At 51.5% G+C, this 23,590-nt stretch carries 19 protein-coding genes; all 19 read right to left on the bottom strand.

The annotated features are described in order from the left end of the window. Position 1 precedes the first annotated feature (1 nt). The 19 genes from CYJ07_RS01455 to nqrE all read right to left on the bottom strand — a co-directional run bounded on the left by CYJ07_RS01455 (position 2) and on the right by nqrE (position 23,590). On the bottom strand, positions 2-1,147 hold the full coding sequence (locus CYJ07_RS01455; RefSeq protein ID WP_104201883.1) for a glycosyltransferase: 1,146 nt from the start codon (positions 1,145-1,147) through the stop codon (positions 2-4). A gap of 48 nt (positions 1,148-1,195) precedes the next feature. Beyond that, positions 1,196-2,065: an ATP-grasp fold amidoligase family protein gene (locus tag CYJ07_RS01450; protein ID WP_104201882.1), complete on the bottom strand. Its 870-nt coding sequence runs from the start codon at positions 2,063-2,065 to the stop codon at positions 1,196-1,198. 39 nt (positions 2,066-2,104) lie between these two features. Beyond that, positions 2,105-3,052, bottom strand: a complete 948-nt coding sequence (locus CYJ07_RS01445) for a glycosyltransferase family 2 protein (RefSeq protein WP_104201881.1) — start codon at positions 3,050-3,052, stop codon at positions 2,105-2,107. A gap of 53 nt (positions 3,053-3,105) precedes the next feature. Further along, positions 3,106-4,437 (bottom strand): hypothetical protein, encoded by a 1,332-nt coding sequence (locus tag CYJ07_RS01440; protein WP_156085458.1) that lies wholly within the window; start codon positions 4,435-4,437, stop codon positions 3,106-3,108. Positions 4,438-4,534: 97 nt separating this feature from the next. Next, a complete protein-coding gene (locus tag CYJ07_RS01435; protein WP_197038220.1) occupies positions 4,535-6,772 on the bottom strand; it encodes a polysaccharide biosynthesis tyrosine autokinase in 2,238 nt (745 codons plus the stop codon). A gap of 114 nt (positions 6,773-6,886) precedes the next feature. Beyond that, on the bottom strand, positions 6,887-8,008 hold the full coding sequence (locus CYJ07_RS01430) for a polysaccharide export protein (protein WP_104201878.1): 1,122 nt from the start codon (positions 8,006-8,008) through the stop codon (positions 6,887-6,889). Between the two features lie 564 nt (positions 8,009-8,572). Beyond that, the gene (locus tag CYJ07_RS20230; RefSeq protein WP_156085457.1) at positions 8,573-9,781 is read right to left on the bottom strand and encodes a NosD domain-containing protein; all 1,209 of its coding nucleotides are present in this window, start codon (positions 9,779-9,781) and stop codon (positions 8,573-8,575) included. 30 nt (positions 9,782-9,811) lie between these two features. Next, positions 9,812-11,626: an ABC transporter ATP-binding protein gene (locus CYJ07_RS01425; protein ID WP_104201877.1), complete on the bottom strand. Its 1,815-nt coding sequence runs from the start codon at positions 11,624-11,626 to the stop codon at positions 9,812-9,814. A gap of 110 nt (positions 11,627-11,736) precedes the next feature. Beyond that, positions 11,737-12,768, bottom strand: coding sequence for a glycosyltransferase family 2 protein (locus CYJ07_RS01420; RefSeq protein WP_104201876.1), 1,032 nt, complete (start codon positions 12,766-12,768; stop codon positions 11,737-11,739). A 46-nt stretch (positions 12,769-12,814) separates the two neighbouring features. Beyond that, positions 12,815-13,363 carry a dTDP-4-dehydrorhamnose 3,5-epimerase gene (gene rfbC, locus CYJ07_RS01415; protein ID WP_104201875.1) on the bottom strand — a complete coding sequence of 183 codons (549 nt, stop codon included), beginning with the start codon at positions 13,361-13,363 and terminating at the stop codon, positions 12,815-12,817. A 9-nt stretch (positions 13,364-13,372) separates the two neighbouring features. Beyond that, on the bottom strand, positions 13,373-14,695 hold the full coding sequence (locus CYJ07_RS01410; RefSeq protein ID WP_104201874.1) for an NAD(P)H-dependent oxidoreductase: 1,323 nt from the start codon (positions 14,693-14,695) through the stop codon (positions 13,373-13,375). 52 nt (positions 14,696-14,747) lie between these two features. Further along, positions 14,748-15,524, bottom strand: coding sequence for a glucose-1-phosphate cytidylyltransferase (gene rfbF / locus CYJ07_RS01405; protein ID WP_104201873.1), 777 nt, complete (start codon positions 15,522-15,524; stop codon positions 14,748-14,750). 54 nt (positions 15,525-15,578) lie between these two features. Then, positions 15,579-16,625, bottom strand: coding sequence for an NAD-dependent epimerase/dehydratase family protein (locus CYJ07_RS01400; protein ID WP_104201872.1), 1,047 nt, complete (start codon positions 16,623-16,625; stop codon positions 15,579-15,581). Positions 16,626-16,654: 29 nt separating this feature from the next. Further along, positions 16,655-18,730: an acyltransferase family protein gene (locus tag CYJ07_RS01395; RefSeq protein ID WP_104201871.1), complete on the bottom strand. Its 2,076-nt coding sequence runs from the start codon at positions 18,728-18,730 to the stop codon at positions 16,655-16,657. A 441-nt stretch (positions 18,731-19,171) separates the two neighbouring features. Continuing rightward, positions 19,172-20,563: a Si-specific NAD(P)(+) transhydrogenase gene (gene sthA, locus CYJ07_RS01390; protein WP_104201870.1), complete on the bottom strand. Its 1,392-nt coding sequence runs from the start codon at positions 20,561-20,563 to the stop codon at positions 19,172-19,174. 50 nt (positions 20,564-20,613) lie between these two features. Next, the gene (gene nqrM / locus CYJ07_RS01385) at positions 20,614-20,883 is read right to left on the bottom strand and encodes a (Na+)-NQR maturation NqrM (protein ID WP_104201869.1); all 270 of its coding nucleotides are present in this window, start codon (positions 20,881-20,883) and stop codon (positions 20,614-20,616) included. Positions 20,884-20,901: 18 nt separating this feature from the next. Further along, a complete protein-coding gene (locus CYJ07_RS01380) occupies positions 20,902-21,615 on the bottom strand; it encodes a hypothetical protein (RefSeq protein WP_156085456.1) in 714 nt (237 codons plus the stop codon). A gap of 56 nt (positions 21,616-21,671) precedes the next feature. After that, positions 21,672-22,904 (bottom strand): NADH:ubiquinone reductase (Na(+)-transporting) subunit F, encoded by a 1,233-nt coding sequence (nqrF, locus tag CYJ07_RS01375; RefSeq protein ID WP_104201867.1) that lies wholly within the window; start codon positions 22,902-22,904, stop codon positions 21,672-21,674. Between the two features lie 68 nt (positions 22,905-22,972). Then, positions 22,973-23,590, bottom strand: coding sequence for an NADH:ubiquinone reductase (Na(+)-transporting) subunit E (gene nqrE / locus CYJ07_RS01370; protein ID WP_104201866.1), 618 nt, complete (start codon positions 23,588-23,590; stop codon positions 22,973-22,975).

The raw sequence follows: 23,590 nt of genomic DNA, 5'->3' as shown, positions 1-23,590 counted from the left end.
ATTATTTCCTGGCCTCCATGCAGCCTGACCACACGTTATCGAAAGCAGTTACCATTTTGTCGATAGTGAAATGCATTCTTATATGCTCCGCTGAGGAGCGGCGACGCTGAGCCCAAAGCGAAGGGGATAGTTCGCGCTCCTGGATGGCCGCATGAATGGCGTCGGCTAACCGCAGCGAATCGCGGGGGGGAACAACCCAGCCCCACTCCCCGATAATCATCGCTGTATCACCTACATCCGTGCCGACGCAGGGAGTTCCACACGCCATTGCCTCGGCAATTACATTGGGAAAAGCTTCACCAAAGGAACTCGAGAGAATATGCAGGTCGAGCCTATTCATGATTGCCGGGATATCCGAACGCAATCCTAACAATTCTATTTTGTTCTGCAGACCTAGCTCGTCAATCCACTCGGCCAGTATCTCATTGCCGGCATTGAGGTCGGCCCCCACCAATAGGCAGCGAAAGTCCACGCCGCGTGATTTGAGCTCAGCCAATGCTCGCAGAAGATTTTTATGATCCTTCTGGGCATTGAATCGTCCCACCATCCCCAGGATGGGCAAATGAAGCTCGTCGGCCTCCAGAAAGGCCCGACAGCGCTTGTCGTCCAGGACATAAGGATAAAAATCCGAAAGATCGTAACCGTTAGGTATCACAACCATCTTGTCGGACCGGTACCCAAGTGCCTCATGCACTCGAGCCGCTTCATGTGCACAGCAAACTATCCTGGCGGGAATCATTCCCGACAGCGAGGCGCACAAGCGCGCGATCAATATTGAAGATCGCGAACTCCTGCCAGATTCCAGTGCGGTATGACGAATCCCCCAACAGACATGGCGAATGCCAGCAAGACGAGCACAAAGGCCGCCAATCAAGTCCGGGTGATACATCCATGTCTGCACGAGATCCGGACGATGTGACCTTAATAATCTCCAGAGCGCCAAGGAACCCTTGAATAGCCCATCTCGGCGAGTAAACCCCAACGTCTCGACAGTAATGCCTTGGTCCCCAAGCTTCCTCTCAAGCTCGCCACCACCGATCATGGTAACGACGGTGTGTCTGTTACTTCTATCGTTCAAGCATAGACGGCATAATGCCGACTGCGCTCCACCAGAATAAAGACTGGTGATTATATGAAGTATATGCATTACGAAAAACTTTCCCGATAGCGAATAGTACAAACCAACATTCAAACTTTAAACGGCAGGGTCAAGCTCCCACAGCTTTCCCATCCACTTGTCGTAAATGATGGAAGAAAATTTAGACCTGCCTGCACCATGAGCAAAAGTTATTTCGCCGAAATAAATTTTTCCATTAACGTTATAAAGATCTATTCTGGCGTAAGAAAAAGAACGCGCAAGCAACTTGGCTATCTTTACCATCAAATCGTAACTCTCGGGCCGATCAATACTGGTTTTGAGACAGGGATGAGTCAAAGAAAAAGGAAGCCATTCAAGTGATTCACTGAAAAAGGAGCGATGTGGTTGACCGTGCCTGTCATAATCGATGTGCAACAGAACCGTCTGGCTACCTTCCTGCTTGCCATTGAATACATGAAATTTATAATCGCGAAGATCACTTCCATCATCCATCCGAAGCTTCCGCTCTACAAGTACCCGTGGTTTGATATGGCTGTACCATGGCTCCTGCTTGTCCTTCCCGTAATCTTCCTTTAGCTGCTGATTAATACTTTGGCAGACCGCCTGAATGCGATCATCACGATCTCCAGGATAGAGAAACTGAACGGGGCCGGAGTTATGATTAGCCTTGACGACTAGCGCACCATGCTGCCCTAGCAACCATTTAGCCTCAGTGTTCGTTATTTTATCGCCCAAGAATACATTCTCGATCACATATTCCCGCCCAATCTTCTCGGCGACATAATCCTTGACGGCAATCTTATCAGCGCAAGTAACGAAGAGCGGGTTTCGCCAATTGAATTTTCTATGATTGATCTTCTGGTTATACGTAACCGGGTGTTTGAATTGAGGAAAATAACCGGCGCGCACTACAAAAGCCGCGCGCTCACGAATTGGAACGGGAACCAGCCGATAAAGCTTTTTCATATTCAACCCTTGGATGCATTTTGATCTGCGATATAGGGGTTACTTGTCGGTCAGGAAGCGTCTGCGCAGAGACTCAAGCAGGCCGAAGGGAAGCATGGAAATAAGAGTCCATTTCATGCAATAAAAAAGATCGTGTGCCCAAAAGAAAGATTTAGGTAGCTGGGATAGCGAAACGGGCATGTGTTGTTTTTTATTTTCTAGCCACGCGTACTTGATCATCTTGTTCGCATAGAGCTGCAAATATTTTTCATCACGAGAACTTATATATGGCTTCAAATCACTTACCATTTCACGGAAAAGTTCGATCGAAGGAGTGCTATTTTTCGAGACATGGGATGCATCGCGATAGGAAATGGAAGCGACATGAGGCGACCAGACCATGAGCTTCATCCTTGCCAGTAACTCCACCCAAGTATACAGGTCACCTGAACGGTCGGTACGGCCTTCAGGAAAAATTGAGTCCCGATATAGCGACTCACGCTTGAGAAGAATCGAATTGGTACCCATTGCCCGCAACCCCTTGCAAGCGAACTCAAGGTAGTCGGAAAAATAAAGTATCTGTGGGCCTTGCGAGATAAAACGCTTTGCAAAAGGATCCAACTTCTCCTTGCCGCCCATCTCGCTCATCCGAGCGGCGCTTAAAATCGGAATGTCTGGAAATTCACTGGCAATGCGCATCGATTGGGTAAGATGCTCGGGAAACCAGGCATCATCCGCATCGAGCAAGGCGACCCAAGTCCCCTTAGCTTCTCTGATACCGTGATTTCTAGCGGCATAACCTCCCGGACCGGGGTTCAATCGGCGCAGCACTCGGATTCTCGGGTCGCTGAATTCCGCCACTCTGTTCAAGCTTTGATCACTGGAAGCATCATCTACGATGAGAAGCTCAAACTCTGAATATGTCTGATTTAGCACAGACTGTATCGCACGGGATATGTATTTTTCCTTGTTATAAACAGGCATAATAATGGAAATAAGTGTGTGCATGGCAAGCTCCCCAAATTTATGCAAAGACTGCAATTTTAGATAATATTCCAGCACTACACGGCGACTGACTTTCTATAAAAATAATGCAAACTAGAGAATTTGTAGCAGAGCCCCACACCGATAACCAACCACATAAGCCGTGCCGAATAACCTTTAAAGATAAAAGGCTCCTTGTACTCAGCGATAAACATAATAATCATGAACACGAGCCAAAAGCTTCTGTAATGTGTAACGCTGAATACACATTTACCGAGATATGCCACGAAGATATAGAATGCAATGGCTACGGGGATTCCCAATGCTGTGAACATGCGCATATAGCCAAGATCCACACTTCCTCTCAAATCAAAGTCTCCACTATGCACACCCACGCCAAATAAAAGCTTAGGCCATTCATTTGGAATATTTATCATCCTCATTAGCGCCCCTGTGGTGCCTTCCTTCTGAACACCTTCTATTCCCTGATAAAGAAAAGAAATTGAATAGGAAAGTACATTCTCGGGAAATAAGATGGCAAATACAGGAGGAACAGACATGACGGTCGCAGCAATGGTAGCGTATAGCAACACTCGGCGAATCGATAACTTGTTCTTGGAAAGGATAAAATTAAGAATATGAAACAAAACAATTCCAATAATTGCCACAACAATGCCTGTCCGCCCAATAAACAACAGCGACGTAAAAATAGTCACCGATGCAGCTAAGAAGTAAAGAAAGCCAATCTTTCGTTTAATATAAAGCGCCTGCAGCAGTATCAAGACTGTGCCATGGAACAATGAGAGATTAGCCGCACCTCCGGAAGCAATTCCACGAAGCCGAAACTCTCTCGTCAGATAATCGATGTTTGAATTCTCTGGCAGATAAAGCATCGACTCAATGAAATTCCTGAAAGGAGGGAAGTTATATTCGACGAGAATTATTATTGAATTAACAAAAACGACAAACGCCACAAGTTTAAACATCAATGTCAAGACTTGATCCATGTCCAACGCTTTAATGATTAATGACAAGGCCATGACATAACCAAGCATTATATATAGAGCGACTTGAAACATATATGTCAAGAAGGTCGTGGCAAATATCTCTGTATAGAAGATAAAAACAACTAAATTATATAAACAAAAAAGACAAAGCCCGATGAAGGTTGCTACCAATGGAATTTGCTGTATGGCCTTAAGAGCAATAGCCGGATGAGCACCTAGAAAAAGAACAATCGACAACATCCCACCATGAAGCACGGCAACTCGCAGATCAAAATATGGACTCAACAGGTAAAGATAGAGAAATAGCGTAAGCCAGCAAACGTGCGTATAGGTAATGCCATGTATATAACGGAGTCCACCGCGAAAGCTATCTACATCTGCAGTTTTGGTCGTGTACTTCACGGTTACCCACCTCAATATATCAATTTCGATAAACTTACAAGTCTGCTCCGCCGCCAGACTGATCCTTGCTTCTCAGCCTGGGGCGGATCGCTCTACCTTACTTGTAGGAATAACTATAATAGCCGTAGCCGTAACTGATGGCTGCCGTCTTCTCGATGGCATTTAGAATGCAACCTTGAACATGAACGCCTGTATTTGCCAGACGGCGTGCAGCAACCTTGACCTCCCTGACCGGATTGACACCAAAACGTGCAACGAGAAGAGAAGTTCCAGCAACCTTGCCAATAATGGAGGCATCAGTGACCGCCAGAATTGGAGGAGTATCGATGAGCACAAGATCATAGTTCTTCCCCACCTCACCGATCATCTCAGCAAAGCTATGGCGCATTAGAAGTTCCGATGGGTTGGGCGGTGCTACGCCTCGGGTCATGTAGTGCATGCCAGGCACATCCGATCTTCTTATCGCCTTTTCGGCAGCAAGTTTTCCCGAAAGGACTTCCGAGAGTCCGTTCTCCGACTTGTCATTAAAGGTAAAATGCATATTACCCTTGCGCATATCCGCGTCGATGACTAAAACTCGCTGACCTGCTTGCGCGCAGACGAATGCAAGGTTAATCGTAACGAAGCTCTTACCTATACCCGGGCTGGGCCCTGTAATCATGATGGCGTTATTGCGTGCGTCCATCATGGCGAAATGCAGACTGGTACGGAGCCCACGTATGGCCTCTACTGCCATATCTGTCGGGTATAGCTTAGCGAGAAAGCTGCCTATGGCATGTTGGCTAGTCTTGTTATTACGATATTTGATGCGCTTGACCAGTTTCATCTGGTCTGCAGATCGCGGAACCGTTGCATAGACAGGTAAGCCTATATCTTCTAGCTGCTCAGCATTTTCCACTCCTTTGCTGAGGAATCCACGAAGCAGTATCCAGCTTACTGCCAGCAAGCAACCTACCAATAGACAGATAATGACGATCAAGGCGGATTTTGGTTTGATGGGGCTTGATCGGGTCATGGCGAAGTCAATAATTCTGACGTTGCCTACGGTCGCAGCCTTAGCAATGTTCAGTTCCTGCATACGATTCAGCAACTGCACGTAGATCTGTTGGGTGACCTCAACGTCACGAGTCATGCGCAAAATCTGCTGCTGGGTTTCTGGCAGGTTGCTGGTACGCTGTTCCAGGTTGGCGCGCTCCCTCTCAAGCTGCGCCCTTTTTTCCAGCAGCGCGGCATAGACTGGATGATTGGGAGTGAAGCGACGTGACAGCTCTGATTCCTGCATTTCCAGATCATTTAATCGGCTTTCGATATCCACCATCCCAGTAAGCATATTTCGCGTCTCTTCAGTAAGATCCACGCTTTCCTGTTCCATTCTGTAGGCATTGAGCCGATTCTCCGCCTCCACCAGCTGCTCGCGTACGTTTGGCAGCTGTTCGTCCAAGAATTGGAGACTGTTCTCCGCTTCGGCAGCTTGCCGTGCGATATTTTGGGCCAGGTAGACTTCGGTAATCGCGTTGAGCGACGACTCGACTTCGTTGATATCAGGCCCGGTCAGGACTAGTTGCAGAACCCCAGTATCTCGCTCCCCTTTCTGAGCAACGACAAAGCGACTTCGGAGATAATCGATGGTGGCCTGCTGGCTGCGCTTGCGTAAGGAGAACTGAGCCCCTGCTGGCGCCTGTATCTCGCTCACATAGATTTCCAGCCAAGGATTGTTAGACTCGGAGCGCTCACCAGCACGACCGAATAGAAGCTCTTCTCCCTCCGGTCCCAAAATGCGATATCCACCTTCCATTATTTCAAGCGTCAGCGATTTGTTAACTAGCTCCGGCGCAACGCTCAATGATTCGACAAAAATGCTTTCCCCCCCCCAAATTTCGGGCCTTCCCTGTGCGAAATCAGGACGAGTAATGTCATAGCGGATAAGAGCATTGCCGATGACGGGAAACACGACAGGGGTCACGCTGATATCAAGATTTTGTTGGTTGGCAGCTTGGCCAACAATGAGCCTGGATTGGAGTATTTCAATCTGAGCTCCGGTGATGGGCTCTTCCTGTAACAGCATCGCTGCAACCTCATCAGCCCCCGTTCTGGGCCCTGTTTTTTCGACCTGAACCAGCGCATCGCCTTGATAAATGGGCGTAGCCAACAGCGAATATATAGCTCCTCCAACACCAAAAAGCAGGGTTATGAAAACAATTTTCCATTTATTGTCTACAAGCATGCCCAGCATGCGCCCCAAGTCGATGTTTTCTTCTCCAGGAGGCATGCTTGAGGCCGGCGCCGAGCCGGATCCGGTCTGTAGCACCGGACTATTTGAACTCAAGCTATTCATCGTCAGTCATCCCTCTGAACGCGCTAAGATATGATTCGGAAAACTCTAGACCATGGCGAACACTTTCCTAAGCACTTCTAGAAAGTATCCGCCATAATAAGTGCATCTATATTTTTAGAGGTCGCCCACTTCATTGGAAGTTGACGCCACATTACCTGGCAGTGAGATCGATGGCAGGAGCAAGCTAATAACATTGTTCCAGCGCGCCAGCGGTGCCGACGTTACGTAAACCACATCATGTGGCTCGAGTGGAAAATAAGATCCCATATTGAGTGCAACGGCATTCGAAATATCAAGCTGGTAAACCGTAGCCATCTTTTCGCTTCCAGCAGGATTACCACGAATCACGAAAATACCTGAAGGCTCCGCTCTAGACTCGACAACGCCTCCTGCGCGACCGAGCGCATCGGTAAGGCTCATACGCTCTCTACCCGTTGTAATATTTCCGGGATTTCGTACTTGTCCCATTACCGATATATTTTGGTTTTCAGCTGACGCTATATGAAGAACGTCGCCTGGCTGTAAAAGCGAATTTTGAGCAAGGTCACCCCTCTTGAGCATTTCATAAAGGGAGAGAGTTCTTTCTTGCCCATTTCGGGTTAGAGTAATGCTATGCCAGTTGGCGTTTTCTGTTGCTCCCCCAGCCGCGCTGATAGCGTCTAGGATAGTCAAAGGGACATTTGTAATGGGCTGGGTTCCAGGGGCATTGACTTCCCCGCTTACGTAAACTTTCTTTGAGTTAAAAGCAGCCACTCTAACTTCAACTTGCGGCTCTGTAACGTAAGTCGCTAAGCGACTGGTAATGATATTTCTGATTTCTCCAATTGTACGCCCTTCGACTTTTACGACACCGATGTAAGGATAGTAAATGGTTCCATCCGCATGAACGATGTTACCCGATTCTTCTGCACTTCGCTCCCCACCCGCCGGAATAGTAAGTTCAGGATGCTCGTAGACAACGATATTCAGTACATCACCGGGACCAACGCGATACTCATAATTCTCTAGTTCAAGTTCCAACTCAGGAGTGACACCTTGTGCTTTACTGGTACCGTTATCAGTTCGATAAATTGATATCAGCTCTGGGGTAATCGTAACGATATCCACTTGCTCATCCAAGGAGACTTCCTGGGCTTCATAGTCGATATGACCTCCAGGCGCAAGGGCACACCCACCTATCACTCCCAATGGCAATAACGCAACAGCGAGGCATGTACCACGTGCGAACTTATTCATTGTCTTCTCCCTTGCTTTCGAGACATTCCGCGTGCTCTTGCCGAGATCCCCTAACGCATGCAACCAAGAGACAGAGAAACTCTAGGGTTATTGCATGGCTAGATTCGTATCCTTTGCCTGCTTCACTTCCGCAATCTGAAAGCCATATAGCCACTGACCACAAGGCGCAAGGTTACAGGACTAAAATAATACTTACACAAGATTACAAGAAATACGAATTCGTAAGAGCATGATTTTTTTCATCCTTGAATGTTGAGCCGGGACATTATTGGTAGTGTGCTTCAATTCATACGCGCATAGTCTAATCCACTGAACTACTTAGATTCAGCATTCGAATAAGGGGCTAGATAGGCCTTCATTAGTCGACGTTCAAGCAGCAACAGAGGTTGTGCGAGCAACCGAATGTACGATTGCGCACCGTCTTAGCCAGTTCTGTATTAGTATCGTATACGCAGTCGGACGCTACGCTGGACCCGGAAAGCCAGCCTCGACGAGGGCATTCGTTAGCGAGGTAACTGCTACGAAAATGGCGCGCTTAATCGAATACAGAGGAAGCTCTTTAATCTAGTGCATAGAAGGAGAAGTGTTTCTTCCGATGTCTTCCACCCCGTCGGCCCTGTTGATTAAGCGCATAAAATTGTTTCCTATCATGCCGGTGACTTGGTGAGAGGTTACAATGGCATTTCGGCCATCGCCATCATTACCTTGAACATCCACCTGCCTTGACCAGAGAAGTCGTATGCCTCCCCCTTGCAAATAGTTGTCCTTTATCTTTACTATACGCGTGTATTTTTCATTATTCCCTTGATAGGCATCAGTGATAGCTGATTTCGATGACTTGAACTGATTTCCCATTATCCATAGACCTGTCGAAATCTCATCGTCACGCGACTTATGGAAGCCACCATAGACACACCCTCGCTCTACATGGCTTGCAGTATTGTGCAAGACATGAACGCCTCGGTGACGGTCTATCCAGTAACCGTTTCTTGTGTTCTTTGCACTATTCCCTATGAGCTGAGTATCATAAGCCGAGGCTAGGCGAAATCCATGGAGTACCTGACCATCTGTATGGTTGCCCATGATTAGAATGTTCTGCGCCCCCCCTTCGCAGCCTATCCCGACTTGACCTCGCAGTGATCGGCACTGACGAATGATGCCACGGTGGGTCGAATTCCAGAAATTACTATGTATGTCGTTAGTAAAGCGGCCAATGCCATAACCAGTCACGAAGATTCCATAACTCGACGCATCGACTGTCCTCACTCTTTCTATCAAAAAATCAGACATCCCCTCGAGCCGAATCAGTGGCCCGTTATCTGTGGCACTTTTATCAGCGCCAACCACGGAAAAGTCGGAAAGAAATATTCCGTGCGGATGAAGGGTCTCGCCAACGTCCAGATGCATTGCGACATAGTCGTCCTGACGCCAGTCCTCGGGTCGGGCTTCCAGAATGGTCCTTTCCATACCTTGCCCACAGACGCGAATTCCATCGTGCAACCGTAGCTTTCGATGAATCAACCAATGCCCCGTCTCGATTATGCCGACCGTGCCATCGGTGGCAATATTATCTAGGAATGTTTGCAACTGCTGCTGATCATGAATGGGATCACCCGAGGGTGCCATGCCCATTTCGCTGGTTGTCACGCTATGAGGCCTGCACCTTGCTGCGACTGTCCCCCTTGCTTTGCTAGCATTGGCCATGGCTTGCGTACCGGCCGCCAAAGAAGTTTGCGGAATATTGGCCGCGCCTGTTACTGACCCGAGTGACATGATCAGACCTCCTTCACGTGCTCAGCTGGTTCAGCTATGTGCTGCCATTCGCTTGAATATTTCATTGCTGCTGGACAGCTCACTGTAGCTTCCTGAATCGATTACCTTACCTTCTTTCATAAGATAGATACGGTTGCATTGGCGAACTGTAGCAAGTCGATGCGCGATCATGATGATCGTTTTCTTGCCCATGATCTCATGAATGGCTTCCATGATGAGCTTCTCAGTTATTCCATCCAAGGCACTGGTTGCTTCATCCAGAATAAGCACTTCTGCGTCATGATACAGAGCCCGAGCGATGCCAATGCGCTGGCGCTGCCCACCGGAGAGTTGAACGCCCCTCTCCCCTACACAAGTATCTAGCCCATTTGGCAGCTCATTGAGCAGCTCGTGTAGATTGGCCATGCTGGCGGCACGCATGACGCCTTCCTCGTCTATCTCTTCAGGCGCTACGCCAAATGCGATATTTTCCCGAATACTTGCATCCGCGAGGAAAATGCTTTGTGGCACGAACCCGAGTGTATTCTGCCATTGACGCCTGTTGCGCTTTTCGATGCGGACGCCATCGACGCTGATATCGCCCTGATCCGGTTCGATTAGGCCAAGCAGAATATCAATAATGGTGGATTTTCCGGAGCCTGATGCACCTACAATACCAATCATGCGATTTGCAGGAATCTCCATGTTGACACCGTTAAGGGCGAATTCACGGGTCCCGGGATAAGTAAAAACTATGTTGTCGAGACGAATAACATCATGAGGAATCAGACTTTCCCCTGCACTCTCTCTTACCATTAAACCTCGCTCCTGTTCCCTTGGCTCAGAACTTTCGTAAAGGTCATCCCTCACCGCATCGAAAGAGGCTAGATTTCCGCGAATCTGTGACATACTGGAATAGACCTTCTGCAGTGCTGGCAATATTTTGAAGCCTGCCATCGCATAAATGGAGAGCACGGGTAAAATGGTGCCAAGGTTGCCATTGTGCGTGGCCAGCAGGTACAGCACTAAGAAGATCACACTGGAGAAGGCTATGAGCTCCATCGCATACCGCGGAACCTGACTAATGGCCTGGTTGCTGCCAGCCGCTTGCGCAAAATGCAGGCTGGGTTTCTGGAATCTGTCTATAAAAGTTTTTTGATGCCCCAGCAGCAATGCGTCTTTGATTCCGCCAAAACCCTCCGCCATTAACTTAAACCTCAGTGATTGTGTTTCCGAGATTGCCTTGCCATTTTTTACAAGCCGCCGGCGCACCGTCACGAAGAGAAGGTAATATGAAACAACGAATATCGTGATTCCTGTAACTGCAACCATAGGGTCATAAAGAAATATTACAATCGCCATGAAGAAGGCCATGACCAGTTTCGCATTCATATGAAGCAATGGATTGATAACGAAATTAGTCATTCGCAGGGTTTCTTGTGAAATCTGCTTGGTAAGATGACTGCTGCTCGTGTTCGCGTGATACAGCCAAGGCTGATACATATAGTAGCGGTAAAGCCTGTTGCCTAACTCTGCACCTACTTTTGCTCCGTATAGCGATAAGCGCCAAACCGTAAACATGGAAACGATAGAGGCTGCTGTTAACACCAACAAGACCATGATGCCCAGCCAGAAAAGAAAATCTCGAGGTGTTTCAACACCACTCATACGATACAGTGTCGAGGCAATCCCTTCTGAGTTTTCCAGCAAGGTCATGTCCCCCACAAGCGCCATGAAGGGGCCAATAGACATGACACCTGCAATCTCTGCAAAGGACATTATGATGATAAGGCCCTGCAACTTCAGGAGCTTTTTTCGCTGCTCTCTTGTTAGCAGTGAGTATAACTCCTTTAGACTTCTCAGCATGATACCTTCCTTGCACCGTTTTCTACCATTATGATATGGAAACCCCATTCAACCATCGACGTTATTATTGCAATAACTCACCCTCCCCTCATGCTTTACATCAATAAACTTCAAGTTTGACGCACATACTCTAATTGTGAAATCCCTTCCACTCGCTCCTGACTGTTGTTGGCTTCAACTTCCTCACAATCCGCAGCAGGAAACGACACTCTGACGTTTGAATAATCGTAATCACTATTCACAAAGTCAATTTTTGGACGAAAACCAAAACTTTGCACCAGCCCCAATACTATGATACAGGCTTTGCGGGGCCGTCTTTTCACTAACATTTTCAGAGCGAGCACTACATTATTAAACAAGATCGAGACTGTCCGGCGCCTTGTCTTGTATTTTCTGGATATATACAGATTATTTCTAATGAAGTTTTTATAGTACCTGATTCTAATGGGATTTGACTCGGTGACGATACTGATCGTGCCGCCTCCATGCCGTAGATGTGCGACACGGCTAGTACCGACCAAATATCCGGGCTTGTCCCTCGTGATTCGCAAGGTAAACTCGGCATCCTCACCCCAGATGTACATTGATGAAATAGGAAGACCGTATTTTTCCAAAGTGTTACGAGGCACTAGTATCGAGACAAAAGTACCACTTCCGACCGCCACCAGGCCATGCTCAAGTTGTTCGGGCCAACCAAAGTAACCCGCTCTGTTCCTAGCATTACTAACCTGTGGCGTGTTGGTCACCTGGCCATGTTCGGTATAGGCAGTTGAGAGAAGATAGCTTCTGCTCATTCCCTTTCTTTCAAGCAGCTCATCAGCGACCAGCAGCTTTTCCAAGGCATCGGACTCAGGAATAACATCATCATCCATCATCCAGACATGATCAGCACCATTATCGTATGCTAGCCGGAATCCAGTATTAAAGCCACCAGCTGCACCAACGTTTATCTTCAATGAATAAACTTTTATATTCGGGTATTTTCCACTTTTCAGAAATTCCAGCGTTCCATCGGTGCTAGCATTATTGATAACCAGGATCATGTCACATGGCCGGGTCTGCGAATGAATGGCCTTTAGACAGAGTTCGAGAAGTTCTTTTCGATTGTACGTAAGGATAACGCCGATCACCTTGGTGGCCATGATGTTCTCCCTGCGATCATCGCTATAGGTTATATGGTGACCATCATCAATAAAGCTGATGGGTGCGTTCTCTTACCAATGGCCAACTGGCATCTTTTTCTGAAATTACCGAAACCGGCAAGGGCCATTCGATTCCGAGTTCCTCGTCATTGTATCTGAGCCCATCTTCGGCGGAAGGTGTATAGGGTGCGCTCACTAGATAGCTGACTTCTACATTGTCCTCCAGCGTCATGAAAGAGTGGGCGAAGCCTTTGGGAACAAAGAGTTGCAACCTATTCCTGCTTGTCAGCTCAAACATCTGGTGCTGCATGTAAGTGGGGGAGTCCTGTCGGATATCCACGATGACATCAACGATGGCTCCGCTGATGCAGCGAATCAGCTTACTTTCTCCATGAGGAGTCTTTTGGAAGTGGAGTCCGCGAAGAGTCCCTCGATGCGCCGAGTAGGACGTGTTCTGCTGAACGAAGCTGCTTTCGATACCAATCGTGGCGAACTCCTCGCGGCACATCGTTCTTGCAAAGAATCCTCTTTCATCGCCACGAAGATCGAGTTCCACCAGGTAGGCATCCTTGAGATCTGTCTGGATGAACTTCATATGTCCCCCTTATTCTCCGCTTTTTCCAAAGAATATGTTTTCCTGCTCGCCATAGAGTCGGTCGACCAAGCGTCCCTCGGGGAACTGGACATCATCGAAAGTCAGCGGCGTATCCTGTTTAACACTTTTTCTTACGACGCAATCGAGTGCCAGGCCAATGGGCAGAAGCCTCTCTTGACGAATATTTTCCATGTTATCGGCGACTCCGTAAACTTCGAAACCTCCGAACTCTCCGATTACTTCTCCCTCTTTCAGATCCTTCTTGGCCATGGCTATCACCCCTACCAGCGGAGCGCCACGAGGTGTCAACACAGGATCATTGAACAAAACTGCTCGCGCGACCGAGGTGGGCACTTCGAAATGGCATAGATGGTAGGGCGTGTAAAAACAGTAGTAAGGGCCCTTTCCGAGCTTGTAGAGCTCAAGGTAGTGTTGTTTTCGCGGATCAGCTAATGTCCCGATGACAAAGACGCCAGGACCTGGCCGCGCGCCCACTACATAGTCGACGAGCCCTGGCCCCGCAGGATCCAGGTAAGGTTCGAAGCGCGATAGCGTCTCTTCGATAGGCACCAGCGGCGAGCCGGGATCGCCGTTCGAGAAATCGGGTCCCAACATGCCGCGGCGAGCCACCTGCATCCCCGTACCATTCGCTACTATCGCCTGCTCGAAGGATATCTTCGTGCCATCGGCGAATGAGGCGACCATGGCGGGTTTCTGTCCCCACCGCTCCGCAAACGCGCGTTGTGTTTCTGGGTTGCGGTACGGATCATGCAATCCCTTGATATTTCCGCACAATACAGGCTTGATACCTAGCCCTTCGGTGAACCGAAACAAGTTCATCTGCACGCCCGGTTGGTCGCCATCCGAGAAGGTGTAGATCAGTCCGGCTTGTTCCGCCTTGTATTTCAAGATCGGGCCGATCGTCCCATCGAGTTCCGCATTCATCTGAATGACGTGCTTACCGTATGAGATGGCTGCCAGTACCGCTTCTGCCGCATATTCGATCGAACCCGTAACTTCAATGATGGCATCCAGGCCATCAGATGCGGCCATGGCCTTGGCGTCTTCCGTGACCACAGGCCGGCCGCTGGCGATCGCCGATTCGATCTCCGCCGTCGTCTCGCATCGCTGAGGCTCAATCCCTACCTGGCCGTATACGTCGATTGCCGACTCGACATGGCGATTCGCGATGGCGCAGAGCGTCATGCCGGGTGTCGCGGTCATGATCTGCAATCCGATACCTTTGCCCTGAAATCCCGCGCCGACCATGCCGACGCGTATTGGATTGTTATCCGCTTTTCGTTTCGCTAGTGCCGTATCTACAATAATCATCGCTTTCTTTTTATCCTGGCTGCTGATGGGCTACGGAAGGCTGACTCCCTACTCAATCCTTCCAGACTTTCCACGGTGGCGTATCGGCCCAGGCCGTTTCGAGCACCATTTTGTCACGCAGCGAATCCATGCTCTGCCAGTAGCCCTGATGATGGTAGTAACCCAGCTTCCCCATCTGCACCATGCGCTCCATGGGCTCGTTCTCCCAAGTCGTGCGGTCATCGTCGATCAGGTCCAGCACCTCGGGCTCGCAGACAAAAAATCCACCATTTATCAAACCTCCGTCCACGGCTCCCTTTTCACGGAATGCCCTGACGTGATTGCTGTCCTCGTCCAGTCTGAGAGCACCATAACGCCCCGGCTGAGTCACCGCCGTCAGCGTGCACCAGCAACCTGATTCCTTGTGGCTTTGCACCAGCTTACCGATATTCACATCGCTGACACCGTCTCCATATGTCAAGCAGAACGTCTCGTCGTCGATAAGATGTTTTGCACGCTTTATCCTGCCACCTGTCAGCGAATCAGCTCCGGTATCGAGGACCGTCACATTCCAATCCTCACTGACTCCGTTCAACCATTCGACTCGCCCGGTCTTCAAGTCGATGCTGTAGTCAGTCTGCTTTCCGCGATAATTGAGAAAGTAATCTCGGATGTAATCGACCTTGTAGCCACCAAGGATCACAAAATCCTTGAAGCCATAATGTGAATATATTTTCATAATATGCCAAAGTATGGGGCGCCCCCCTACTTCAACCATCGGTTTCGGTCGAATGGAAGTTTCTTCACTGAGCCGCGTTCCGAAACCACCTGCAAGTATCACGACTTTCATGGCATATCCCCTTTTTAATTAGGTGCTACAGCAAAGTTCTTTGGCTGGCGAGTGTCATCTCACTCTCCATTCCAAACCCTCTGACAGGCGCCCCTGCTCGACGTGTGCTTGTAGAACTCTTAGCCGCATCCAGTGTGAGTTGCGGAAATCTGAATCCGTAAATTGCATGCGAGAAAGCCCATCAATCAATTCTTGAATGGAGTCCTGAAGAGTCATCTGGGGTTGATGATCGGGAGCAAGCTCTTCGAAGAGCCCAAAATCCACCTTGTAAGAGCGGCTATCGACTGCTTCTTTCTCGTTGATGTGCACGGTCGTGCCTGGAATCGCATCGGAGACGGCCTCTGCCAGGTCGCGTACCTGGTGATTGCGACGGTTGGAGCCGGTATTGACGCTCAGGATACGCCCCCCATTGGCTGCCTGCCGCTGAATGGCCCAGTCGATCGCCCTCGCCATATCGCTGACGTCGATAAGAGGCCGCCATGGTGTTCCATCGCTGAGCACGGTGATTTTCTTCTGTGACAGGGCGCAAGCGACGAAGTCGTTCAGAACCAGATCCAGACGGAGCCGCGCAGACATGCCGCAAGCGGTCGCGAATCTCAGGTTGGTAATGACCATGTCGCCACCGATTCCAGCAAGTGCATCTTCGGAGCCGATCTTGGACCTGGCATAGGCGGTCATCGGTGCGAGCGGGTCGGTTTCCTTGCGCGGCTCACCACTGGCGAGTCCATAGACGCTGCAGCTCGACGCGAAGACGAAATGGCTCACGCCAGCCTGCGCCGCCTGCCGAGCAATCCTTATGGAGGCTTCCTGATTGATCTCCTGAGTGACAGTCTCGAAACGGTGGCCCATGGGATCATTGGAAACGGCGGCAAGCTGCACCACGGCGGTATAGCCCTCCAGCATCCCTTCAGGGAGATGGCGAACGTCTCCGTAATATTGCTTGTCCAGGTAACTCTCCGGAATGCGGTCCACACCCGTAAGACAGTGAGCGAAATAGGCATTGTCATAGCCATGCAATACCGATTCGGGATGTTGACGCCTTAGCTCCTTGACGACTTCGGGCCCCACATACCCCATGTTCCCGAGAATCAATACTCTCATTATTTTCCCTCTCTTCGTGGATATTTAACTCACCTTTGCTGCATGACACTAACCGCTGAGTCATCGCTCAGCATGCTCAACTTGTGTTCCTCTTCGCTCATCCATCCCTTTCTTCTCATTTTTACGAATATTTGCGATACCAGCATCGAGGCGCCGGTTACGCTCAAGTGGTTATTGTCGTAATAGAGGATTTCGTCTTCGATCTGAGCGGCACATCGACTGGGTATGTAGGTATTGCAGAACAAGCTGGCCGGCTCGACTTTCAGCAAGTTATCGTGTTCCCCTATCCTGGAAAACTGCTCGTAAGAAGATGACGTTCGCTGCTTGAAAACTTCGTAGCTGGTTGATAAGGGCGAAAACCGTTCGATACCGTATAATCTCTCCTTGCTCAACAGATAGGGCACATCCCACCCCACCTCGGGCACCGGATAAATCAAGACGACCCGCTTCCCCGCCTCGATCATCCTGTTGACGGTTTCCTGCAGCAGTCTGCCAACCTCCTCCACTCGAAGTGGGTTGTTTGCCATATCGAGACGATCCATGGGTACGGCACGCACGGCCTCATCGTGCTCGATACCTCCTTCTCCGTTATTGAATGCGAGGCCTTCGAATTGAAGAGGATAACGACCCAGCATGACCACGAGCTCGACACTTGCATCTTCCAGCACGTACTCCAGCACCTGCTCGTTGTGGCGACCACACAGCGGATCATCGCTACGGGTATAGCCCGCAATAGGCAGGCAGTTGGTATAAACGAACTGCTTGACTTGCATCCCCAACGCATCCACTCGTTCGGCTATCGGTCCGACTAGTGGCGTCGCTTGGCTGTCACCCCATACCACCACGGTTCTTTCTCCGCTCTCGTTATATACGCAGATCGCATCGAGAGGCCGCAGGTTACCCGGCGTGCTCTGGCAATTCTCGGAGTTGATGTGCTTCTGGGAGCGCACCATCGCCAGGCTTTCAACCTCTTCGTCGAAGCGCCACGGAATACCTTGGGAGTGGCTGCCGTAGAGACCAACCCCGATCATCAGGCAGGACATAACCAATGCCGACTTGAATATCTGCGGCCGGGTGAAGTTAAGACGGTTACGGAAGGGTAGTTCGACATAGCGCCAGGAGAACCAGGCCAACAGCAGTGAGAGTATGCTCAGCAGAATGAAGTCGACATCGGAGATGGGCCCCATGCTACGTTCCCTGGCGAAGGCAAAGACCGGCTGGTGCCAGAGGTAGGCGCTGTAACTGATCAGACCGATCCCGACCATAGGCTTGAAGGACAGCAACCTTCCTGCAATATCTCTTTCACCGGCAAAGAGTATGATGAGAACGGTTCCGAGGACGGGTACGAGGGCCCACAGGCCAGGGAAAGGAACACTCTGATCGAATACGAAGATTGCATACAGGAGCAGCGCTAGTCCGAACAAACCTGCCAGATTGCCGAGCCAGGCGGGAGGCTGCGACTTGTGCCGGTGCAGATAGACAGCCACGATCGATCCCGCCAGCAGTTCCCAGGCCCGAGTCGGCAGCAAATAGAAATTGGCTGAAGGGTGATGGGTTGAGCCATATTCCGATAGGGCTAAGCTGGCAAGGAAACCCAACAGCAGGATGCCCATGAGCAGCCCTTTTCTGAGCCACCCCGCCAACAGCATGAAAAGAGGGAAGAACAAATAGAACTGCTCTTCGACGGCCAGGCTCCATGTATGCAGAAAGGGCTTCATCTCTGCCGGGCCGGCAAAGTAATCCATGTCCTGCCAGAAATGAATATTTGAGACGAACAGATTGACGGCAATCAGGCTCTTGCTCAGGCTCGCGAATTCTTCCGGTAGCATCCATACCCACGCCACGGCCATACATATGATGCTGACAAAGAATAGCGCCGGAAGAATTCTCCTCGCCCGTCTCTCGTAAAAATTCACGATCGAAAATTTCTTTTCGACTATTTCATTGTAAATTATTCCAGTGATCAGATAGCCGCTTATTACGAAAAATATATCGACACCAACGTACCCGCCACTAAAGGTATCAAACCCTGCGTGAAAGAATATAACGGGTATAACGGCTACGGCTCTTAGCCCATCGACCTCAGGCCTATAATGAGTCGTCATTTTGTCCTCGACGCGCCTTTATTTCAATCTGAAGTATGTGTCATAGACACCCTCGCCCTTTAAAAACAATCAATTAAGTTAATAAATCTCAGGGTGGATTATTCCAGGCCACGCTACCGCCAGAGGAGCTCATGGTGGATCTCCCTTTCCGTTCCAACTGGATTGCTTCCATTGTTATGTTTTCCTTCGGCATGTTACTAAACGTACTTACTTTTTGCGTAGTTGGTTTTTCCCATACCTGGTTTGAGGCGAACGTCATCCTGACGAATGGGCTTTCCTGATTCGGCTAAAAATCTGATGCTTTGTTATTAGGGTTTTTCTACGGTTCGGTAACCTGAGAAAAGGTGTTCTGATAGGCGAGCTACAGACAAAAAAGCCTGCCCTCTTAAGAGAGCAGGCTACAGACTATTAAACAGTGATGAAGCTGAAAGGAAGTAGGGCTCAGAACACCCGATTCAGGCCATTCTGGGCCGCTACCCGATAAGCTTCAGCCATGGTGGGATAGTTGAAGGTGGTATTGACGAAATATTTGAGCGTGTTGGCCTCGCCCTTCTGTTGCATGATCGCCTGGCCGATGTGGACGATCTCCGAGGCTTGGTCACCGAAACAGTGGATGCCGAAGATCTCCAAAGTATCCTGATGGAACAGGATCTTGAGCATACCCACTGTATCGCCGGTGATCTGGGCACGGGCGGTATCCTTGAAGAAAGCCTGAGCAACTTCATAAGGCACCTTCGCCTCGGTCAGCTCGCGCTCGCTGCGACCGAAAGAGCTGATCTCGGGTATGGTGTAGATGCCTGTCGGTACTTCACTGACGAAGCGGTAATCGCGCTCGAGCAGCTCATCGCATGCATTGAGCCCTTGATCGTAAGCGGCACTCGCCAGGCTCGGCCAGCCGATTACATCACCCGCGGCATAAATGTGCGGACGCGCAGTGCGGTAGTGATCGTCGACCTGTAGCTGCCCGCGACCGTTCGCCTCGAGGCCGATGTTCTCGAGCCCCAGCTCGTCGGTGTTACCGGTGCGGCCGTTGGCCCACAGGAAAGCGTCGGCACGCAGTTTCTTGCCCGACTTGAGGTAGACCACGACCCCGGACTCATCGCCTTCGACGCGCTCGTACTCTTCGTTGTGGCGAATCAGTACGCCATGCTTGCGCAGATGGTAGGAGAGCGCATCGGAGATCTCGTCATCCAGGAAAGACAGCAGCCGGTCCCGGTTGTTGATGAGATCGACCTTGACGCCCAGCCCGGAAAAGATCGAGGCGTACTCACAGCCGATCACACCGGCACCAAAGATGATCAGGGTCCGTGGCGTATGCGACAAACTGAGGATGGTATCGGAATCATAGATGCGCGGATGCCGAAAATTGATGTCGGCCGGCCGATAGGGACGCGAACCGGTGGCGATGACGACCTTCTGAGCCACCAGTTCCTCCAGCGCTTCCTGGCGGTCGCGTACCAGCAGGGTATGTTCGTCCTTGAAGCGTGCCACACCGCTGAACAGGTCGATGCGGTTACGGGCATAGAATTTGGTGCGCATCTCGACCTGTTGGTCGATGGTCATGCGCGAACGCTCCATTACCCTGGGAAAGGAGAACCAACGCGGCTCGCCGATATCCCGAAACATGCGATTGGTATTGAATTGCATGATCTGCTTGACTTGATGGCGCAGCGCCTTGGAGGGAATCGTGCCCCAGTGCGTGCAGTTGCCGCCAAGTACCGGCTGTTTCTCGACAACCGCCACTCGCTTGCCATGCTTGGCTGCATTGATCGCGGCGCTCTCGCCGGCCGGCCCGGTACCAATCACTACCACGTCGTAGTTATGCACTGCCATGGGCTCTCGCGTCTCCTATCCCTTGTCGATGTAGTCGTCGGCTCCTGCGCTCAGCGCTTGGTGGCGTCGTAGCCAAGGTCGGCACCGCGACTCTCGTCGCTGCGGCGGCGGGCACTGGCCTGCTGCCCCTCGTTGCGCTTGCGGTTCTCTTCCTCGCAGACCTCGTCCTTGCCACCGCAGATATCGCAGCCTTCCTTGAGGCCAAGCTTGTTGAGCCCTCCGCATGAGCCGGCAATGGGCTTGCGCCCGGCTATCACACCGATCGCCATGGCGGCCATGATCAAGAGCATGAAGCCCAGGACAACGAAGAATGTGGTCATGGATAGCACTCCTTGCGGCTATCCCTCGAACCAGGGTTCGAGCGCCGCGGTTTGATGAATGACGATGCCTTGGGGTGTCTTGACAACAAGCCTGGCCGCTCTATCCGTACGCGCGGCATATGCCAGGGCGTCGCCCGGCTCGGCCAGCATCATCCGGTTGGCTTGCCGCATGGCCTCGCTCGCCGTTTCGGCCACGACGCTAACACCCAGCGGTGTCGGAAGCGACATCAGCGGAGATGCTTCCAGTTCCGTGAAACGATGCACCAGTGCAGCGTCATGCAGGTAGAGGTAACGCTCTTCGGATAGCTTGGGCAGTCCGGCGCGCTCCAGTGACAAGCGCCAGCCGCCATTCGGCGGGGCAGCCGCAGCGCGCATCACGCCGCCCACCTCGACCAGCGCGGCCAAGTCCTCGCGTGCATCCAGCCATTCAACCATGCGGTCGACGGCCAGAGCATGAACCATGTGATCCAATTCGCCCAATAGAATGGTCGGCGCCGACATCCCGACCCGAGCGAAAGCGGCATCGAGTGCGCGTACGTAGAGTTCGCGCTGACGTTGCAGGTCTTCCAGTTCACCTTGTATGCCGGTCTCCAGCGCCAGGAGCGCCGCGTCACTCAGATCGGCATACAGGGTGATATGGTAGCCCGTTCCCAGGGTCGCGCCCTGTAGATGGTGCTCGCTGATTTGATGGCGGCAGGCGCTCAGCGCCATGGGCAGCATCACGACGAACATGAACAGGGCTGACCCGCTGCGGGTCAGCCCTGAAAATCGCCCTAGGGCGAGGGAGATCATCCGCCGAAGTCATCCAACAGGATGTTTTCGGGTTCTACCCCCAGATCGAGCAGCATCTTGATCACCGAGGCGTTCATCATGGGCGGTCCGCACATGTAGTACTCGCAATCCTCGGGAGCCGGATGGTCCTTGAGGTAGTTCTCGTACAGCACGTTGTGAATGAACCCGGTCGGCCCGGTCCAGTTGTCTTCGGGTTGCGGATCGGACAGGGCCAGGTGCCACTCGAAGTTGGAGTGCTCCTCGGCCAGCTTGTCGTACTCTTCGTTGTAGAAGGTTTCGCGCCAGGAGCGCGCACCGTACCAGAAGCTGATCTTGCGCTTCGAGTCGAGACGCTTGAGCTGATCGAAGATATGGCTGCGCATCGGCGCCATGCCGGCACCACCGCCGATGAACACCATCTCGGCGTCGGTCTCCTTGGCAAAGAACTCGCCGAAGGGCCCCATCACCGTGACCCTATCGCCCGGCTTCAGGTTGAAGACGTAAGTCGACATCAGGCCCGGCGGATGGTTGGAGCCGGGAGGCGGCGTGGCGATACGGATGTTGAACTTGAGAATCCCCTTCTCTTCGGGGTAGTTCGCCATCGAGTAGGCGCGAATGACTTCCTCGTCGTTCTTGTGGGAGATCTTGAACAGATCGAATTTCTCCCAGTCGCCGCGATACTCCTCCTCGATATCGAAGTCCGAAAACTTGATATCGTAGGGCGGTGCTACCAGCTGAACGTAACCGCCGGCGCGGAAGGCCACTTCCTCGCCCTCGGGCAGACGCAGGTTCAGCTCCTTGATGAAGGTGGCGACGTTGGGGTTGGAGATGACCTCGCACTCCCATTTCTTGACGCCGAAAACCTCCTCCGGCACTTCAATCTTCATGTCCTGCTTCACCGGCACCTGGCAAGAGAGGCGCCAGCCCTCCTTCTTCTCGCGCAGGGTGAAGTGGGACTCCTCGGTCGGCAGAATGGAGCCGCCGCCCTCTTCCACCCGGCACTTGCACTGAGCGCAGGAACCACCGCCGCCACAGGCGGAGGAAAGGAAGATGCCATTCGCCGCCAGTGTGTTGAGTAGCTTGCCACCGGCCTGGGTCGTGATGGTGTGCTCCGGGTCGCCGTTGATCTCAATGGACACGTCGCCGGTGCTGACGAGCTTGCTGCGCGCCGCCAGGATCACCGCGACGAGGCCGATGACGACCACGGTGAACATGAACACACCGAGCAAGATGATAGATGTTTCAACCATGTCGGTTTCCTATTTGCTGTGTGACCTGTTTCCCGGCGGCGCGAGCGCCGCCGGAAACGCGCCCTGGCTCAGAGCTGGATGCCCGAGAAAGACATGAAGCCCAGCGACATCAACCCCACGGTAATGAAAGTGATGCCCAGTCCCTGCAGACCGGCCGGCACGTCGCTGTACTTGAGCCTCTCGCGAATCCCCGCCAGTGCGGTGATGGCCAGCGCCCAGCCGACACCGGAACCCAGGCCGTAGACCACGGATTCTCCGAAGCCGTAGTTACGCTCGACCATGAACAGCACGCCACCGAGGATGGCGCAGTTCACGGTGATAAGCGGCAGGAATACACCCAGCGCGTTGTAGAGAGCCGGCACGTACTTGTCGAGGAACATCTCGAGGATCTGCACCAGAGCGGCGATGACGCCGATATAGGAGAGCAGGCCCAGGAAGGATAGATCGATGTTCTCGGCACCTTCGATACCGGTCCAGGTCAGAGCCCCCTCGGCCAACAACGCGTTGTAGATGACGTTGTTGACCGGCACGGAGATGGTCAGCACCACGATCACCGCGATGCCGAGACCAATGGCCGCCGAGACCTTCTTGGAAACCGCCAGGAAGGTACACATGCCGAGGAAGAACGCCAGCGCCAGGTTCTCGACGAAGACCGAGGCGACGAACAGGCTGATGTAGTGTTCCAT

It is taken from the genome of Billgrantia saliphila (assembly GCF_002930105.1).
Taxonomy (GTDB): Bacteria; Pseudomonadota; Gammaproteobacteria; order Pseudomonadales; family Halomonadaceae; genus Halomonas; species Halomonas saliphila.
Note: the sequence above shows the minus strand (reverse complement) of the source record. Positions and strands in the feature narration are given on the sequence as shown.

What these genes read in the sequence shown, in the direction of transcription:
- CYJ07_RS01400 (WP_104201872.1), bottom strand. Translation starts at nt 16,625, where the DNA reads ATGAGAGTATTGATTCTCGGGAACATGGGGTATGTGGGGCCCGAAGTC.
- CYJ07_RS01435 (WP_197038220.1), bottom strand. Translation starts at nt 6,772, where the DNA reads ATGAATAGCTTGAGTTCAAATAGTCCGGTGCTACAGACCGGATCCGGC.
- nqrM (WP_104201869.1), bottom strand. Translation starts at nt 20,883, where the DNA reads ATGACCACATTCTTCGTTGTCCTGGGCTTCATGCTCTTGATCATGGCC.
- CYJ07_RS01445 (WP_104201881.1), bottom strand. Translation starts at nt 3,052, where the DNA reads ATGCACACACTTATTTCCATTATTATGCCTGTTTATAACAAGGAAAAA.
- CYJ07_RS20230 (WP_156085457.1), bottom strand. Translation starts at nt 9,781, where the DNA reads ATGTCACTCGGGTCAGTAACAGGCGCGGCCAATATTCCGCAAACTTCT.
- CYJ07_RS01425 (WP_104201877.1), bottom strand. Translation starts at nt 11,626, where the DNA reads ATGCTGAGAAGTCTAAAGGAGTTATACTCACTGCTAACAAGAGAGCAG.
- CYJ07_RS01450 (WP_104201882.1), bottom strand. Translation starts at nt 2,065, where the DNA reads ATGAAAAAGCTTTATCGGCTGGTTCCCGTTCCAATTCGTGAGCGCGCG.
- sthA (WP_104201870.1), bottom strand. Translation starts at nt 20,563, where the DNA reads ATGGCAGTGCATAACTACGACGTGGTAGTGATTGGTACCGGGCCGGCC.
- CYJ07_RS01380 (WP_156085456.1), bottom strand. Translation starts at nt 21,615, where the DNA reads ATGTTCGTCGTGATGCTGCCCATGGCGCTGAGCGCCTGCCGCCATCAA.
- CYJ07_RS01410 (WP_104201874.1), bottom strand. Translation starts at nt 14,695, where the DNA reads ATGATTATTGTAGATACGGCACTAGCGAAACGAAAAGCGGATAACAAT.
- rfbC (WP_104201875.1), bottom strand. Translation starts at nt 13,363, where the DNA reads ATGAAGTTCATCCAGACAGATCTCAAGGATGCCTACCTGGTGGAACTC.
- rfbF (WP_104201873.1), bottom strand. Translation starts at nt 15,524, where the DNA reads ATGAAAGTCGTGATACTTGCAGGTGGTTTCGGAACGCGGCTCAGTGAA.
- CYJ07_RS01455 (WP_104201883.1), bottom strand. Translation starts at nt 1,147, where the DNA reads ATGCATATACTTCATATAATCACCAGTCTTTATTCTGGTGGAGCGCAG.
- nqrE (WP_104201866.1), bottom strand. Translation starts at nt 23,590, where the DNA reads ATGGAACACTACATCAGCCTGTTCGTCGCCTCGGTCTTCGTCGAGAAC.
- CYJ07_RS01430 (WP_104201878.1), bottom strand. Translation starts at nt 8,008, where the DNA reads ATGAATAAGTTCGCACGTGGTACATGCCTCGCTGTTGCGTTATTGCCA.
- CYJ07_RS01420 (WP_104201876.1), bottom strand. Translation starts at nt 12,768, where the DNA reads ATGGCCACCAAGGTGATCGGCGTTATCCTTACGTACAATCGAAAAGAA.
- nqrF (WP_104201867.1), bottom strand. Translation starts at nt 22,904, where the DNA reads ATGGTTGAAACATCTATCATCTTGCTCGGTGTGTTCATGTTCACCGTG.
- CYJ07_RS01395 (WP_104201871.1), bottom strand. Translation starts at nt 18,730, where the DNA reads ATGACGACTCATTATAGGCCTGAGGTCGATGGGCTAAGAGCCGTAGCC.